We start from the raw sequence: 14630 nt of genomic DNA on the forward strand, positions 1-14630 counted from the left end.
CGGCAGCTCCGTCCAGAGAAGCCCCGCCCTGGGCGGCCCCGTCCATGGTGGTCCCCTCCGAAGCAGCCCCGCCCACAGTGGTCCCGTTCAGAGCGGCAGCGGTGCCGCCGCCCGCGGCGGCACCATCCGGAGATGCCCTGCCCACAGTGGTCCCGTCCAGAGGCGCCCCGCCCTGGGTGGGCTCGTCGATGGCGGCCCCGTCCACGGACGGCCCGGGCACAGGGGTGGCGGCCGCCGCGGGCGCATCCTGTGCCCGCCCGCTGCCCGCGATCTCGCGCCGCGCCGTACCGTCGGGGCCGGGTCCCGCGCTCATCGCCGGCTCACCCCCGCGGGCACCCGGCGCACGAGGCCGGTGCGCAGATGGAGTGCCTGGGCCACGTCCTCGGCGGTGGGGCGGTCGTGTCCGGCCAGGTCGGCGACCGTCCAAGCGACCCGGAGCACCCGGTCCAGGCCGCGGGCGGTGAGCAATCCGCGCTCCAGGTCCTGCTCGGCCTCCCGCAGCGCCGCCGGCTCGGCATGCCACCGGGTGCGCAGCTCGTGCCCGGGCACCTCGCTGTTGGTGCTCCACGGGGTGTCCGCGAGACGGGCCAGGGCCCGCTCCCGGGCCTCCCGCACCCGTGCCGCGACCACAGCCGTGGACTCCGCGCGCCCGGGCTCGGTGGTCAGCTCCGCCCGGGTCACCGGAGACACGTGGACCCGCACGTCGATCCGGTCCATCAGCGGACCGGACAGCCGGCCCTGGTAGCGGCGGATCATCGTGGGACTGCAGTCGCAGCTCTCCCTCAGCTGGCTGTGCCGTCCGCAGGGGCAGGGGTTGGCGGCCATCGCCAGCAGAAAGCGGGCCGGCAGCCGCACCATGCCCGCCGAGCGGGCGACCACCACATGCCCCGACTCCAGCGGCTGCCGCAGCGCGTCCAGGGCCCGTCCACCGAACTCCGGCGCCTCGTCCAAGAAGAGCACCCCGCGGTGGGCGAGGGAGACCGCTCCGGGCCGGGGCAGACCCACTCCCCCTCCGACCAGGGCGGCCATGGTGGCCGAGTGGTGCGGCGCGCAGTAGGGCGGGGTGTCGATGAGCGGCTTGCCCGGCGGCAGCACCCCGGCCACCGAGTGCACGGCGGTGACCTCCAGCGCGTCCTTGGGGGCGAGTGGGGGCAGCAGACCCGGCAGCCGCTCGGCGAGCATGGTCTTGCCCGCGCCCGGGGGACCCGAGAAGAGCAGATGGTGCCCGCCCGCGGCGGCGACCTCCAGGGCCTTGCGGGCGGTGTGCTGCCCGGCCACCTCGGCCAGGTCGGGACGGTGCGCGGCCGCGCCGGCGGCCGGTGCCCCGGTGCCCGAGCCGGCCCCGGGCAGCATCAGGCCGGCCAGCAGAGCGGCCGGACGGCCCTCCGGCGGCGGCTCGTCCTCGTGCGGCACCGGCGCGTCGGTCAGGACGGCGATCAGCTGCCGAAGGCTGCGGACCCCCAGCACCGAGACCCCGGGAACCAAGGACGCCTCCGCCGCCGTCTGCTCCGGGACGACGACCTGCCGGTATCCCGCCTCGGCCGCCGCCAGCACGGCGGGCAGCACCCCGCGCACCGGCCGCACCCGGCCGTCCAGCCCCAACTCGCCGATCATCATCAGATCGGCCAGCTCGCGCGGGTCGAGGCACTCCGCGGCGCCGAGCACGGCACAGGCGACGGCGAGGTCGAAACCACTGCCGCCCTTGGGGACGGAAGCGGGGCTGAGACCGACGGTGAGCTTCTTCTGCGGCCAGGCGGCACCCGAGTTGACCACCGCCGCCCTGACCCGGTCGCGGCTCTCCACCAGGCTCTTGTCGGGCAGCCCGACCAGGGTGAACGCGGCGACGCCGGGTTCCAGGTCGGCCTGGACCTCCACCACCACGCCCTCGACACCGACCAGCGCCACCGAACAGGTACGCGCGAACCCCATCAGGCCGCCCCCCGTACGTGCTCGACCAGCGGTGCGCCCCGGTCGGGCAGCATGACCGCGACCACATCGATCCGCACCCCGCCCGGCGGTGGTCCTCCGTGCCGCTCCAGCCACAGCTCGGCCAGCCTGCGCAGCCGCTCGGTCTTGCCCGGGGTGACGGCCGCCATGGGGTGCTCGAACGACCCGGCGCTGCGGGTCTTGACCTCGCAGACCACCAGGGCGTCGCCGTCCCGGGCCACGATGTCGACCTCACCGGCGCGGCATCGCCAGTTGCGCTCCAGGACGATCATCCCGGCCCTGATCAGGGTGCGCGCCGCCAGTTCCTCGCCGTAACGGCCGAGCGCCAGGCGATCTCGCGACCATCGGCCGGACCGCCATGGATCGGGCGCCCGCCCCTCCTCGCGAGGGAGCGCCTGACGATCGGGTCCTGACGGGGCGGGACCTCGCCGGCCTGCGGGCTCACGGACGGGCGCGCCCCGGTCCTGTTCCGCGTGATCGGGAGCCCCACGCCCTTCGGGGAGCCCGCGGCCCGGGGAAAGTGCCAGGATCCGGGAGCCCCTGACCCCGGGGTACATCCCGGGATCCGGGTGCGGCTCCGGTCCGATGGGGGCAGGAACAGGTCCAGGGCACCCCGGTACGGCGGAGCCCGGAACGCGTCCGGGAACGCGCCCTCGTCCGACAGCGCCGGGAACACGCCCGGGAACACGCTCCAGTCCGACAGCGCTGGGAACAGGTCCAGGTCCCCCTGGACCGACGGTGCCGGGAACGCGCCCGGGGACACACCCCCGCCCGACAGCGCCGGGAACACGCCCGGGAACACACCCCCGTCCGACAGTGTCGGGAACAGGTCCGGAAACACGCCCAACGGGTCCGGGGGCACGCCCCGGGAAAGACTGCGGCATCGGTACCACCTCCGGCACCGATGCTGGAGCCTCCGCCCACCCCTCAGGGATCTTGGTCGTTTTCGGTGGACAACCAGCGGGATGTGGAAAACTCAGCCACCCGGAAGGTCGAGGTCGCTCTTGTTCAGCTCCTCGATGTTCACGTCCTTGAAGGTGAGCACCCGCACCTGCTTGACGAAGCGGGCCGGTCGGTACATGTCCCAGACCCAGGCATCCGCCATGGAAACCTCGAAGAAGACCTCGCCGTGGACCGAGTGCACCTGCATCTCGTAGTCGTTGGTGAGGTAGAAGCGCCGTTCGGTCTCGATCACGTATTTGAACAGCCCGACGACGTCGCGGTACTCCCGGTAGAGCTTGAGCTCCATCTCGGTCTCGTACTTCTCGAGGTCCTCGGCACTCATGGCATGTTCCCCTTCAGCCGTGCGTTCCCCCATTGTGCGTCAGACACGCTCGGTCTCCAGGACGACGGGGGCGTTCGGGGGGCCCTGTTCAAACAGGGTGCGCAAGTGGGCGGCGAGCCTGGTGGGGTACACCGTCTCGTCAGTGGCGGCCAGATCCTCGCAGGTCCACCAGCGCAGCCCGGTCACGCTGCGCTGCTCCAGCTCGGTGAGGCCGCCCGGTCGGACCGCGGTCTGCCGGGTGCGTCCCAGGAAGTACCACTCGTCCTGGTCCCAGCGCCGCCCGTCGAACGGGAACGAGCAGGTCCGCCGCCAGAGCACCGGCCCCAGTTCGACCTCGGTGATCCCGGTCTCCTCGGCCAGTTCGCGGCGCGCCGCCTGTTCGCGGGTCTCGCTGCCCTCCAGGCCGCCGCCGGGGGTGAACCACCAGGTCGACGCGGGGTCGTCCGGCTCGCAGCCGTGCAGCAGCAGGATCCGGTCCCGGGGGTCGAGGAGGACGATCCGGGCCACCCTGCGCAGTGCCGGCTCAGCCATGGGCTGCCTCCGTCGCCGCGGGTGCCGGCTTCCGCCGCCGGGTCGCCAGGCGCGCGATCGGGCCGTAGGCCGATCCGCCGAGGATCAGCACCGCGCCGCTGACCACGGCGACGGTCAGCGGGGTGAGCGGTCCGGGCTCGGAGGTGCCGCCCGGCAGCGCGTCGAAGCCGCTGGGCCGCGGCAGCATGCCCAGGCTCTCCGTCGGCCAGACGGTGGCGTCCACCCGGGCGTCCACGGCGCTGCGCGGCACGGTGCCGTGGCCGGCGTCGGCGAGGTGCTCGCGGGAGTCCACGGAGTCGCTGCGGTGGTCGCCCAGCAAGAAGAGCTCCCCGGTGGGCACCGTGGTGCTGAAGCCGGTCATGGAGGCGGTGCGGTCGGGCAGATACGTTTCCTTGATCGGCGTGCCGTTCACCGCCAGACGTCCCTGCGCGTCGCAGCAGACGATCCGGTCACCGCCGATCGCGACGACCCGCTTGACCATGGGCGTGTTGCCCCAGGCCTTGTCCCGGAAGACCACGACGTCGCCGCGGCGCACCTCGTCGCCGTCGATCCGCTCCGCCAGGACCCGGGCGCCCCGCTCGATGGTGGGAGCCATCGAGTCGGTGGGCACGGTGTAGGGCTTGTAGAGCACGGCCGCCCATATGAAGCCGCCGAGAAAGAGCACACAGCCGACGGCCACGGCGATACCGGACACCATCCTGCCCGTTCTGCCGCGGCCGTCTTCCGGTCGTGGTGCGCCGCTCATCCCATTTCTCCCGCCGTGCAACGGAGACTCCGTAGGAGATCTCGCGTAGAAGATCAGCTTCCGCTGCCCTGAGGCAGGGAATCGCACCCTACCCGGCGGTTCGGACGTGCGTCAGCTCCCTTGGCGCGCCTCCGCCTTCGTGATCAGCCTACGTCGGCGCCACAGCACGATGGGGGCCGCACCGGCCAGGCCCAGCGTCACGGGAGCGGCACCCATCGCTGCGTTGAGCCCGGGCTGGTCGAAGGTGCTTGGCACGGACAGGGTGGACCAGCGGTCGATCGGCCAGGCGACCACGATGGCGCGGCCCACGACCTCGTCCTCCGAGATGGTGCCCTGGTGGAGGTTCTGGTGGTAGCGGGAGTCCATCGAGTTGTTGCGGTGGTCGCCCATCACCCACAGACGCCCCTTGGGCACCTTGATCGGGCCGAACGGCTGGTCGTCGCAGGGCGTGGCGCCCGGGAAGATGTACGGCTCGTCCAGCGCCTTGCCGTTGACCTTGACCGGGCCGCCCTTCTTGCACTCCACGGTGTCGCCGCCGACCGCGATGACCCGCTTGATCAGGTCCTTCTCCTCGGCCGAGGGCATCAGACCGATAAAGCTCAGCACCTTCTGGATGCCGCCGGTGATGGGACCGGAGTCGGTCTTCTCGGACTCGTTCAGCCAGCCGCCCGGGTCGTGGAAGACGACGACCTCACCGCGCTCCGGCTTGGAACCGAACCAGGGGGTGAGCTTGTCCACCAGCACCCGGTCACCGCGCTGGAGGGTGTTCTGCATGGAGTCGGAGGGGATGGAGAACGCCTGTACCAGGAAGGTCTTGATCAGCAGCGCCAGCAGCAGCGCGATGCCGATCAGGATGGGCAGCTCCTTCCAGAAGGAGCGCTGGTTCTTCCTGGGCTTCTCGGCCCCGTCGTCGGCTCCGTCACCGTCTCGGTCACCCTTGCGACCCGGGTCTCCCGGTTCTCCCGGCGCGCCGCCGGACCGGTCGCCCGGAGCCTCGGCGGGGTCCTGGGAAGCGGAGCCGTCGGGCAGGGGCTCGGCCCCCGACGCGCCGGACCGGTCGCCCGCCGGGCTCCCCGGCGACGCGGGTGCCGGCGCCCGCTCCGCCGGCGTCTCCCCCGCTGTCCCCGGCTGCTCCTCGGGCTCCCCGTGACCGGATCGCGCGCCGACCGCCAAATCCCCCACAACCACTCCTCACGCTGCTCGACTGCCTGCCTCGGACACGGTGCAGGCCTACTACTCCCATAACGAGCGGGAGTTCCGCAGGGGTCGGGAGCTGGACCAATCCTCGCTGATCCATGGGATCAAGAGTAGGCGCCGAGCCGTCGGCCGAGGCCTTGCTCGGCGGCGCGTCCCGCACGGAAGCATAAGTCGCCGGCTCGCTCAGCCGCCGCCAGTGGCCGAACGGCCAGGCGATCACCACGGCCCGCCCGACCACCAGGTCCTCCGGGATGGTCCCGTGCCCCTCCTCGTCCAGGTGGTAGCGGGAGTCCGCGGAGTTCTCGCGATGGTCGCCCATGACGAAGATCCGGCCTTCGGGCACCTTCACGGTGAAGCGGATCCGGGACGGCTTGTTGCCCGGGTGCAGATAGGGCTCGTCGAGCGGCGTGCCGTTGACGGTCACCCGGCCGTCCTCGTCGCAGCAGCGCACCGTGTCGCCGCCCACCCCGATCACCCGTTTGATCAGGTCCTGCTCGTCCGCCGAGGGCAGCAGGCCGATGAAGGTCAGGAACTCCTTGGCCTGCTTGATCACGACCGGGTCGTCCGGAGCCGGCTTGCGCTCGTCCTTCAGCCAGCCCCCCGGGTCCTTGAAGACCACCACGTCGCCGCGCTCGGGCTTGGAGCCGAACCAGGGGGTGAGCTTGTCCACCAGCACCCGGTCGCCGATCCGGATCGTCTGCTCCATGGAGCCGGAGGGGATCACGAACGCCTGCAGCAGGAAGGTCTTGAGCACCAGCGCGATCAGCAGCGCCGCCCCGACGAGGATCGGGATCTCCTTGACCGCCGATCGGCGCCGGCGCCGCTTGATCCGGCGCAGCGCCCTGCGCCGCTCGGCCCGCCCGGCGGGCGGCCTGGTGCCGGTCTCCTCCGCTCCGCCCTCGCCTTCCGGGGCGGCGCGGTGGTGCCCTCGGGACCGCGCGGTGGGCGGCCTGCTGCCGGCCCCGTCCGCTCCGCCCTCGCCTTGCGGCGCGGCGCGGTGGTGCCCTCGGGGCCGTCCGCGGCTACCCATGCGGCCCGCCCGGCTCCGGGACCCGGTCGAAGGTGGAGGGGCGGGACACCGAGGAGAGCCGGTCCAGCGGCCATCCGATCCATTCCGCCCGGCCGATCACCTTGTCCACCGGGACCGTGCCACCGCCGGGCGCGCCGAGGTGGTCGCGGGAGTCCCGGGAGTCGCTGCGGTGGTCGCCCATCACCCACAGCCTCCCCTCCGGCACCACGATGTCGAAGCGCACCTGCGAGGGGGCGTCCCCGGGGTGGAGATAGGGCTCGTCCACGGCTCGGCCGTTCACCTCGATCCTCCCCCGCTTGTCGCAGCAGGTGACCCGGTCGCCGCCGATGCCCACCACGCGCTTGATGTAGTCGGTCCGCGCCGGCTCGGCCAGCCCGACCGCCGAGCCCACCGCGCGCAGCAGCCCGAGCACCGGGTTCTCGGAGGGCGCCTCCTGGTCGAAGGAGCCGGTGCCGTCGAAGACCACCACGTCGCCGCGGCGCGGCTGGTCCCCGAAGCGGTACGCCAGCTTGTTCACCAGCACCCGGTCCCCGGGGCGGAGGGTGTTCTCCATGGAGCCGCTGGGGATCAGGAAGGGCTGCACCACGAAGGTGCTCACCAGCATCACGACCGTCAGGGACACGGCCGCGATCAGGGCGTACGGGCGCCAGGTCCGCCAGTCGCGCCAACGCCGAGAGCGCGACCGCTCCGCCGTCCCCTCAGTGGGTTCGGCGGTGCGGTCGCGCTCCTGGAGCTGGTCGTCGGTGTCCATCGGGCCCTGAGCCTATCCGGCCGGACCCGGACCTCCGACACCCGTTCAGTTGTCGCGCTTCTCCTTGATCTTCGCGGCCTTGCCGCGCAGCTCACGGAGGTAGTACAGCTTCGCACGACGCACGTCACCGCGGGTGACGACCTCGATCTTCTCCACGATCGGGGTGTGCACCGGGAAGGTGCGCTCGACGCCGACGCTGAAGCTGACCTTGCGGACCGTGAAGGTCTCGCGGACGCCCGAGCCCTGGCGGCGGATGACCACGCCCTTGAACTGCTGCACACGAGAGCGGTTGCCCTCGATGACGCGCACGTGGACGTTGACCGTGTCGCCGGGGCGGAAGGTCGGGATGTCGCTGCGCAGCGACGCGGCGTCGACGTTGTCGAGCAGGTGAGACATGAGTGTCTGCTTTCCTCGCCGATGCCACAGGTCATCAGCGGTAGGTCGGGTGAATGTTCCGATGCCGCCTCGTCGGGCGGGCGTCGTGTCCCCCTGTGGCAGGGGCGCGCGCCGGACGTACGGCAGCGGCCTATTCTTCCACGAGCTCGCCCGGGCGCCCAAATCGGCCGTCCGGCAGTTCCCGCCAGCCCAGCTCGCCGAGGAGGGCGCGGTCGTGCTTGTCCAGGGCCGCGGGGTCGCAGCGCTCGATCAGGTCGGGGCGGTTGCGGGAGGTGCGCCGGAAGGCCTCGTCCCGCCGCCACCGCGCGATACGGCCGTGGTGGCCGCTGACCAGGACCTCGGGGATGCCGCGCCCGCGCCACTGGGGCGGCTTGGTGTAGACCGGGCCCTCCAGCAGGTCGGCCATGGCGCCGGGGGCGAAGGAGTCGTCCTGGTGCGACTCGGCGTTGCCCAGCACTCCGGGGAGCAGCCGGGCCACCGCCTCGGTGATCACCAGTACCGCGGCCTCGCCGCCGGCCAGCACGTAGTCGCCGATGGAGACCTCGTAGACGTCCAGCCGCTCGCCGTACTCCTCGATCACCCGGCGGTCGATGCCCTCGTAGCGGGCGGGCGCGAAGACCAGCCAGGGGCGCTCGGACAGCTCCACGGCGAGCCGCTGGGTGAAGGGCACCCCGCTGGGGGTGGGAACCACCAGCACCGGGCGCGCGTCCGGATCGGCGGCCGTGCCGGAGGCGATCACGGCGTCCAGGGCCTCGCCCCACGGGTCCGGCTTCATGACCATGCCGGGCCCGCCGCCGTAGGGGGTGTCGTCCACCGTGTTGTGCCGGTCGTGGGTCCACTGCCGCAGGTCGTGGACGCGGACGTCCAGTTGGCCGCGGGCTCGGGCCTTGCCGACCAGCGAGACGTTCAGCGGCTCCAGGTACTCGGGGAAGATCGTGACGACATCGAGGCGCATCAGGACGCGTCCTCGCTCTTCGGATCCGCGTCCTGCGCGTCCCGGGTGCTCGCGATCTCCGCCTCGCTCTCGTCCAGCAGCCCCGGCGGCGGGTCGATCACCGCCCGCTGCTCCGCCAGGTCGATCTCCGGCACGATCTCGTTGACGAAGGGCACCATGATGTCCCGCCCGTCCGGCCGCCGGACGATCAGCAGGTCCTGGTACGGCAGGTGGGAGATCTCGACGATCCGGCCGACCTCGGTGCCGTCCGCGGTGACCACGTCCAGGTCGATCAGCTGGTGGTCGTAGAACTCCTCGGGGTCCTCGGGGGTCTCCTCGGGGTCGACGTCCGCGATCAGCAGGACGTTCCGCAGCGCTTCGGCGGCGGTGCGGTCGCCCACTCCGGCGAAGCGCAGCAGCAGGCGCCCGCTGTGCACCCGGCCGCTCTCGATGGTCAGCGGTCCGGCGGAGGCGGGCTCGGTGGCCAGCCGGGCGCCGGGCCCCAGCCGCAGCTCCGGCTCGTCGGTCCGCACCTCGACGGTGACCTCGCCTTTGATGCCGTGGGCGCGGCCGATCCGCGCGACTACCAGCTGCACTGTCTACCAGTCCTTTCACGCACACGGGCCGGGAAGGGCCGTTGCCCTCCCCGGCCCGTGCCGGTGCTCTATCTCTCGCTGTTCAGCGGATCTGGTCCACGTCGACGAGGTCGACGCGGATACCACGGCCGCCGATAGCGCCCACGACGGTACGCAGGGCCCGCGCGGTGCGGCCGTTGCGGCCGATCACCTTGCCGAGGTCCTCGGGGTGCACCCGCACCTCAAGGACCCGCCCACGCCGCAGGTTGCGCGAGGCGACCTGCACATCGTCGGGGTTGTCGACGATGCCCTTGACCAGGTGCTCGAGGGCCTCCTCGAGCATCCTCAGGCCTCGGTCGACGCGGTGGACTCGGCAGCCTCGGCAGCCTCGTCCGCCTTCTTCTCCGACTTCTTCGCCTTCGGGGTGATGGCCTCACCCTTCGGCTCGTCGCCGGCGTCCTTGGCCGCGGCCTCGAACAGGGCGCGCTTGTCGGCCTTCGGCTCGGCGACCTTCAGCGGGGCCGGGGCCGGCAGACCCTTGAACTTCTGCCAGTCGCCGGTGAGCTTCAGGATGGCGAGGACCGGCTCGGTCGGCTGCGCGCCGACACCCAGCCAGTACTGCGCACGCTCGGAGTCCACCTCGATGCGCGAGGGGTTCTGCACCGGGTGGTACAGGCCGATCTCCTCGATGGCCCGGCCGTCACGGCGGGTGCGGGAGTCGGCGACGACGATGCGGTAGTGAGGCGAACGGATCTTGCCCAGACGCTTCAGCTTGATCTTGACTGCCACGGGAGTGGTGTCTCCTGGTCTTGACGTGGTTGGGCACGGGCGGGTTGCCACGTGGGGTTGCGGTACCCGAGTGCCCGATGGACGCGTCAGCCGGAGGAGAGAGGGGTCCTGGTCGGCTGTCGAGTACAGCTGACCATTCTGCCACACTGCGGATGGGCCTCCGCACCCGCCCGGCGGTCGGTGGCAGGGCCGGGCGGCAGGCTCGCGCCGCCCGGGCGCGGCCCCGGGCGGAGGGCCCGCCCAGGGGTCGCGGTGGGACACCCCCCGTCCGGCCGGTCGGGGGTACGGTGCCGGGTCAGGCGACGGCCGCGGCCTCCGGGATGCGGAACGGCTTCCCGCATCCGCCGCACATGATCGGCGCCTGGGCGAGCACCGACGGTACGACCCGGACGTTGCGCCCGCAGTCGCAGACCGCCTTGACCCGCACCCCGCCACCCGAGGAACCGTGCCGGGCGGCTGGGCCGCGGAAGGTACGGGCGGTGTCGGCGGCGGTGGCGACGGTGTGCGCCTTCAGGGCGCGCTGGAGTCTCTCGATCGTCGGCCGGTAGCGCTTTCTCGCCTCGGTGCTGAGCGTGACCAGCGAGAAGCCACTGCTGGGATGCGGCTCCTCGGGATGGTCCAGCCCCAGCTCCTCGGCGATCGCCAGGAACCGGCGGTTGTGGTAGCGGCCGGCACGAGAGGTGTCACGGATGCCCCTTGCGGCAGCGATACCGTGCACCGCTTCGTGCAGCAGCCTTTCGAAGGAGAGTTCCGATCCGCAGGCGGACGAGGACTCCCCGATCAGGGATTCGGGCGCGGCGAGATCCGGCAGCTCGGGGTGGTGCCGTTGAATATCGGCCCACGCCTGCGCCAGTTCCGCGGCGAGAACAGGTGGTGTCGTGCTCACGTAATGACAACGACGCAGCACCGCCCGGTGTTCCGATTCCGGGGCATCTCAAATAATTTGCACTTACCAGTCAGTTAACGCTGATGCGTCCCGACGAGGGCGGGTGCGCCGATCTGCGGATGAGTGCCCCCAGCCCCCGTCAAGACGGTGCTTACCGGATCGTGCGGACTCAGTAGGCGCGGGCCACGATTGCGACATTACCGGGCGCGTCGTCCGCCTCCGGCACCGACCCGTCCTCCGCGACCAGGCAGCGCACCGTCGCCGCGTGCTCGGCCAGCTCGGCCTCGCCCTCCGGCCCCAGGTCGGCCCAGCGGATCCGCGCCCAGCCGCCGGCCGCCGCCGCCTCGGCGGCCTCGGCGACGGTGCGCACCTCCGTCGTCCGGGACTCCCGGCGCTCCCGCGACTGGCGCAGCAGCAGCGCCTGGTCCTCCTCCAGGATCCGGGGCAGCAGGTCGGCCAGCGCCTCGGTGCGCACCGGCTCCTTGCCCCCGGGGATGCGGCGGGCGAGCATCGCCGTACCGGCCTCCAGATCCCGCGGGCCCACCTCGATGCGCACCGGCACGCCCTTGAGCTCCCAGTCCACCGCCCGCCGGCCGAACGGGGTGTCGGTGCGGTCGTCCACCTGGACCCGGATCCCGGCCGCCGTCAGCAGGTCGCCGATCTCGCGGACCTTGGCGAGCACCGCCTCGTCCCCCTTGATGGCCAGCACCACGACCTGCGTCGGGGCCAGCCGCGGCGGGACCCGCAGGCCGTTGTCGTCGCCGTGCATCATCACCAGGGCGCCGATCATGCGCGTGGTGGAGCCCCAGGAGGTCTGCCACACCAGCTCCTGCTTGCCCTCCTTCGACAGGTACTGGGTGTGGAATGCCTTGGCGAAGGTCTGGCCCAGCTCGTGGCTGGTGCCCATCTGGAGGGCCTTGCCGTCGCCCATCATGCCTTCGAGGGTGAGCGTGTTGATGGCGCCCGCGAAGCGCTCCTTGGCCGTCTTGCGGCCGAGTACGACATCCATCGCCAGGACGTTCTCCATGAAGTCCGCGTACACCTGCCGGTGGATGCGGGCGGCGAAGTCACGCGCCTCCTCGTAGGTCGCGTGCGCCGTGTGGCCCTCCTGCCAGAGGAACTCGGTGGTCCGCAGGAACAGCCGGGGCCGCAGCTCCCAGCGCACCACGTTCGCCCACTGGTTGATCTGCAGCGGCAGGTCGCGGTAGCTCTGCACCCACTTCGAGAAGTAGTCGTTGATGATCATCTCTGAGGTGGGGCGGACGACGGCGGGCTCCTCCAGCTCCTTGCCGCCGCCGTGGGTGACCACGGCCAGCTCGGGCGCGAAGCCCTCGACGTGGTCGGCCTCCCGGGTCAGGTACGACTGCGGGATGAGGAGCGGGAAGTAGGCGTTCTGGGTGCCCGTCGCCTTGATCCGGGCGTCCATGTCCTGCTGCATCCGCTCCCAGAGCCCGTACCCGTACGGTCGGATCACCATGGTGCCGCGCACCGGGCCGTTGTCGGCCAGCTCGGCCTTGGTGATCAGATCCTGGTACCAGCGCGGGAAGTCGTCCGCCTGGGGGGTAAGTACGGGAGCCTTTGCCATGGCGCCGATCGTACGGCGGCACCCGGGCGGAACGGGAATCGCCCCCCGTCGGCCGGCCACCCCGGCGCCACCCCTGGACGCCGGCGGGAAAGGGCGGTTCCCTGGCACACGGACCCCTTCCGGGCCGCGGCCCGGAAACACAGTTCGACCGTGATGCGCCAGGGCGCGGCCCCCGAACGCACCGAGGGCGGTGCGCTCGCGCGCACCGCCCTCGACCGCCGGAGGCCTCAGGGGGCCGTCACTGCGGCGGGAGCATGTCCCGGAACTCCTTGGGCAGTTCGAAGGAGCCGGCGTCCTGGCCCGCGCCCGGCAGGCCGAACGCGCCACCCGGCTGGCCGTCGGCAGCCGCCCGGCGCTGGGCCGCGGCCTCCTCCTCGGCCTTGCGCTTCATCGGGTTGCCGCTGCGCTGCTTGCCCTTGGCCTGCTTCTGCTTCTTCTTCTGGCGCCCGGCGCCGCCCCCCATGCCCGGCATCCCGGGCATCCCCGGCATACCGCCGCCCTGGGCCATCCGGGACATCATCTTGCGGGCCTCGAAGAAGCGCTCGACCAGGTTCTTCACCGCGCTGACGTCGACACCGGAGCCCTTGGCGATACGGGCCCGGCGGGAGCCGTTGATGATCGTCGGGTCCTGGCGCTCGGCCGGGGTCATCGACTTGATGATCGCCGCGGTGCGGTCCACGTCCCGCTCGTCCAGGTTGTTGATCTGCTCCTTGATCTGCCCCATGCCGGGCAGCATGCCGAGCAGCTTGGAGATCGAGCCCATCTTCCTGACCTGCTCCATCTGGGACAGGAAGTCGTCGAGGGTGAACTCCTTGGGGCCCTTCGCCAGCTTGGCCGCCATCTTCTCGGCCTCGGCCTGGCTGAAGGTCTGCTCGGCCTTCTCGATCAGGCTGAGCACATCGCCCATGCCGAGGATGCGGGACGCCATGCGGTCCGGGTGGAACGCGTCGAAGTCGTCCAGCTTCTCGCCGTTGGAGGCGAACATGATCTGCTTGCCGGTGATGTGCGCGATGGACAGCGCGGCACCACCGCGCGCGTCGCCGTCGAGCTTGGAGAGCACCACACCGTCGAAGCCGACGCCGTCCCGGAAGGCCTCGGCGGTGTTCACCGCGTCCTGGCCGATCATGGCGTCGACGACGAAGAGGACCTCGTCGGGCCGGACCGCGTCGCGGATGTCCGCGGCCTGCTGCATCATCTCCTGGTCGATGCCCAGGCGGCCGGCGGTGTCCACGATGACGATGTCGTGCACCTTGGCCTTGGCGAACTCGATGGAGTCCTTGGCGACCTTCACCGGGTCGCCGACGCCGTTGCCCGGCTCGGGGGCGTACACCGCGACCCCGGCGCGCTCGGCGACGACCGAGAGCTGGTTGACGGCGTTGGGGCGCTGGAGGTCGCAGGCGACCAGCAGCGGGCTGTGCCCCTGGCCCTTGAGCCAGCGGCCGAGCTTTCCGGCCAGGGTGGTCTTACCGGCACCCTGCAGACCCGCGAGCATGATCACGGTCGGCGGCTGCTTGGCGAAGCGCAGGCGGCGGGTCTCGCCACCGAGGATGCCGATCAGCTCCTCGTTGACGATCTTGATGATCTGCTGCGCGGGGTTCAGGGCCTTGGAGACCTCCGCGCCCCGGGCGCGCTCCTTGACGGCCGCGATGAAGGACCGGACGACCGGCAGCGCCACGTCCGCTTCCAGCAGGGCGATCCGGATCTCACGTGCCGTGGCGTCGATGTCCGCCTCGGAGAGGCGGCCCTTGCCCCGGAGGTTCTTGAACGTCGCTGCGAGGCGGTCGGAAAGGGTATCGAACACGGTGGTCGCGAATCCTTCTTTGTCGGCTGTCGGGTCGGCGGTCGGCCTCCAAGGGTATCCCTCCCCCGGCCGAACCGGGGATGCCCGGCTCCGGCGGGGGTGTGCCGCGCACCGGCGGGCCGGTCGCCCGGCGGGCGCCCGCGCGATCCAGTGCGCCGCCGCCACCCCCCGGCCGCCC

At 71.9% G+C, this 14630-nt stretch carries 16 protein-coding genes; all 16 read right to left on the bottom strand.

Annotated features, from left to right (window positions below; translation table 11 throughout):
• Positions 1-309: 309 nt before the first annotated feature.
• The 16 genes from E4099_RS17945 to ffh all read right to left on the bottom strand — a co-directional run bounded on the left by E4099_RS17945 (position 310) and on the right by ffh (position 14452).
• The gene (locus E4099_RS17945; RefSeq protein WP_135340095.1) at positions 310-1929 is read right to left on the bottom strand and encodes a YifB family Mg chelatase-like AAA ATPase; all 1620 of its coding nucleotides are present in this window, start codon (positions 1927-1929) and stop codon (positions 310-312) included.
• On the bottom strand, positions 1929-2276 hold the full coding sequence (locus E4099_RS17950; RefSeq protein ID WP_135340108.1) for a YraN family protein: 348 nt from the start codon (positions 2274-2276) through the stop codon (positions 1929-1931). Before E4099_RS17950 ends, E4099_RS17945 begins: the two co-directional genes overlap by 1 nt.
• Positions 2277-2923: 647 nt before the next feature.
• Positions 2924-3232, bottom strand: coding sequence for a DUF2469 domain-containing protein (locus E4099_RS17955; RefSeq protein WP_135340096.1), 309 nt, complete (start codon positions 3230-3232; stop codon positions 2924-2926).
• A 39-nt stretch (positions 3233-3271) separates the two neighbouring features.
• Positions 3272-3763 carry an NUDIX hydrolase gene (locus E4099_RS17960; RefSeq protein WP_135340097.1) on the bottom strand — a complete coding sequence of 164 codons (492 nt, stop codon included), beginning with the start codon at positions 3761-3763 and terminating at the stop codon, positions 3272-3274.
• A complete protein-coding gene (gene lepB, locus E4099_RS17965) occupies positions 3756-4508 on the bottom strand; it encodes a signal peptidase I (protein ID WP_135340098.1) in 753 nt (250 codons plus the stop codon). The genes E4099_RS17960 and lepB (E4099_RS17965) overlap by 8 nt, the downstream gene beginning before the upstream one ends.
• A 111-nt stretch (positions 4509-4619) precedes the next feature.
• Entirely contained in the window at positions 4620-5537 is a 918-nt protein-coding gene (gene lepB, locus E4099_RS17970; RefSeq protein ID WP_135340110.1) for a signal peptidase I, read from the bottom strand.
• Positions 5440-6735, bottom strand: coding sequence for a signal peptidase I (gene lepB, locus E4099_RS17975; protein WP_167828409.1), 1296 nt, complete (start codon positions 6733-6735; stop codon positions 5440-5442). Before lepB (E4099_RS17975) ends, lepB (E4099_RS17970) begins: the two co-directional genes overlap by 98 nt.
• A complete protein-coding gene (lepB, locus tag E4099_RS17980; protein WP_135340099.1) occupies positions 6728-7486 on the bottom strand; it encodes a signal peptidase I in 759 nt (252 codons plus the stop codon). The genes lepB (E4099_RS17975) and lepB (E4099_RS17980) overlap by 8 nt, the downstream gene beginning before the upstream one ends.
• Before the next feature lie 45 nt (positions 7487-7531).
• On the bottom strand, positions 7532-7882 hold the full coding sequence (gene rplS, locus E4099_RS17985; RefSeq protein WP_135340100.1) for a 50S ribosomal protein L19: 351 nt from the start codon (positions 7880-7882) through the stop codon (positions 7532-7534).
• A gap of 130 nt (positions 7883-8012) precedes the next feature.
• The gene (gene trmD, locus E4099_RS17990) at positions 8013-8837 is read right to left on the bottom strand and encodes a tRNA (guanosine(37)-N1)-methyltransferase TrmD (protein WP_135340101.1); all 825 of its coding nucleotides are present in this window, start codon (positions 8835-8837) and stop codon (positions 8013-8015) included.
• The gene (rimM, locus tag E4099_RS17995; RefSeq protein WP_135340102.1) at positions 8837-9412 is read right to left on the bottom strand and encodes a ribosome maturation factor RimM; all 576 of its coding nucleotides are present in this window, start codon (positions 9410-9412) and stop codon (positions 8837-8839) included. The genes trmD and rimM overlap by 1 nt, the downstream gene beginning before the upstream one ends.
• Positions 9413-9494: 82 nt before the next feature.
• The gene (locus tag E4099_RS18000) at positions 9495-9734 is read right to left on the bottom strand and encodes an RNA-binding protein (protein ID WP_135340103.1); all 240 of its coding nucleotides are present in this window, start codon (positions 9732-9734) and stop codon (positions 9495-9497) included.
• A gap of 2 nt (positions 9735-9736) precedes the next feature.
• Positions 9737-10180, bottom strand: coding sequence for a 30S ribosomal protein S16 (gene rpsP, locus E4099_RS18005; RefSeq protein WP_135340104.1), 444 nt, complete (start codon positions 10178-10180; stop codon positions 9737-9739).
• A gap of 295 nt (positions 10181-10475) precedes the next feature.
• The gene (locus tag E4099_RS18010) at positions 10476-11066 is read right to left on the bottom strand and encodes a hypothetical protein (RefSeq protein WP_135340105.1); all 591 of its coding nucleotides are present in this window, start codon (positions 11064-11066) and stop codon (positions 10476-10478) included.
• A gap of 169 nt (positions 11067-11235) precedes the next feature.
• A complete protein-coding gene (proS, locus tag E4099_RS18015) occupies positions 11236-12651 on the bottom strand; it encodes a proline--tRNA ligase (protein ID WP_135340106.1) in 1416 nt (471 codons plus the stop codon).
• 238 nt (positions 12652-12889) lie between these two features.
• Positions 12890-14452 carry a signal recognition particle protein gene (ffh, locus tag E4099_RS18020; protein ID WP_135340107.1) on the bottom strand — a complete coding sequence of 521 codons (1563 nt, stop codon included), beginning with the start codon at positions 14450-14452 and terminating at the stop codon, positions 12890-12892.
• Positions 14453-14630 lie beyond the last annotated feature (178 nt).

Source organism: Streptomyces palmae, from assembly GCF_004684805.1.
Taxonomy (GTDB): Bacteria; Actinomycetota; Actinomycetes; order Streptomycetales; family Streptomycetaceae; genus Streptomyces; species Streptomyces palmae.

Excerpts from the sequence above, each read along its gene's own strand:
- E4099_RS17955 (WP_135340096.1), bottom strand. The coding sequence starts at position 3,232 with ATGAGTGCCGAGGACCTCGAGAAGTACGAGACCGAGATGGAGCTCAAG.
- lepB (WP_135340099.1), bottom strand. The coding sequence starts at position 7,486 with ATGGACACCGACGACCAGCTCCAGGAGCGCGACCGCACCGCCGAACCC.
- E4099_RS18000 (WP_135340103.1), bottom strand. The coding sequence starts at position 9,734 with ATGCTCGAGGAGGCCCTCGAGCACCTGGTCAAGGGCATCGTCGACAAC.
- trmD (WP_135340101.1), bottom strand. The coding sequence starts at position 8,837 with ATGCGCCTCGATGTCGTCACGATCTTCCCCGAGTACCTGGAGCCGCTG.
- proS (WP_135340106.1), bottom strand. The coding sequence starts at position 12,651 with ATGGCAAAGGCTCCCGTACTTACCCCCCAGGCGGACGACTTCCCGCGC.
- rplS (WP_135340100.1), bottom strand. The coding sequence starts at position 7,882 with ATGTCTCACCTGCTCGACAACGTCGACGCCGCGTCGCTGCGCAGCGAC.
- lepB (WP_135340098.1), bottom strand. The coding sequence starts at position 4,508 with ATGAGCGGCGCACCACGACCGGAAGACGGCCGCGGCAGAACGGGCAGG.
- E4099_RS17945 (WP_135340095.1), bottom strand. The coding sequence starts at position 1,929 with ATGGGGTTCGCGCGTACCTGTTCGGTGGCGCTGGTCGGTGTCGAGGGC.
- lepB (WP_167828409.1), bottom strand. The coding sequence starts at position 6,735 with ATGGGTAGCCGCGGACGGCCCCGAGGGCACCACCGCGCCGCGCCGCAA.
- E4099_RS17960 (WP_135340097.1), bottom strand. The coding sequence starts at position 3,763 with ATGGCTGAGCCGGCACTGCGCAGGGTGGCCCGGATCGTCCTCCTCGAC.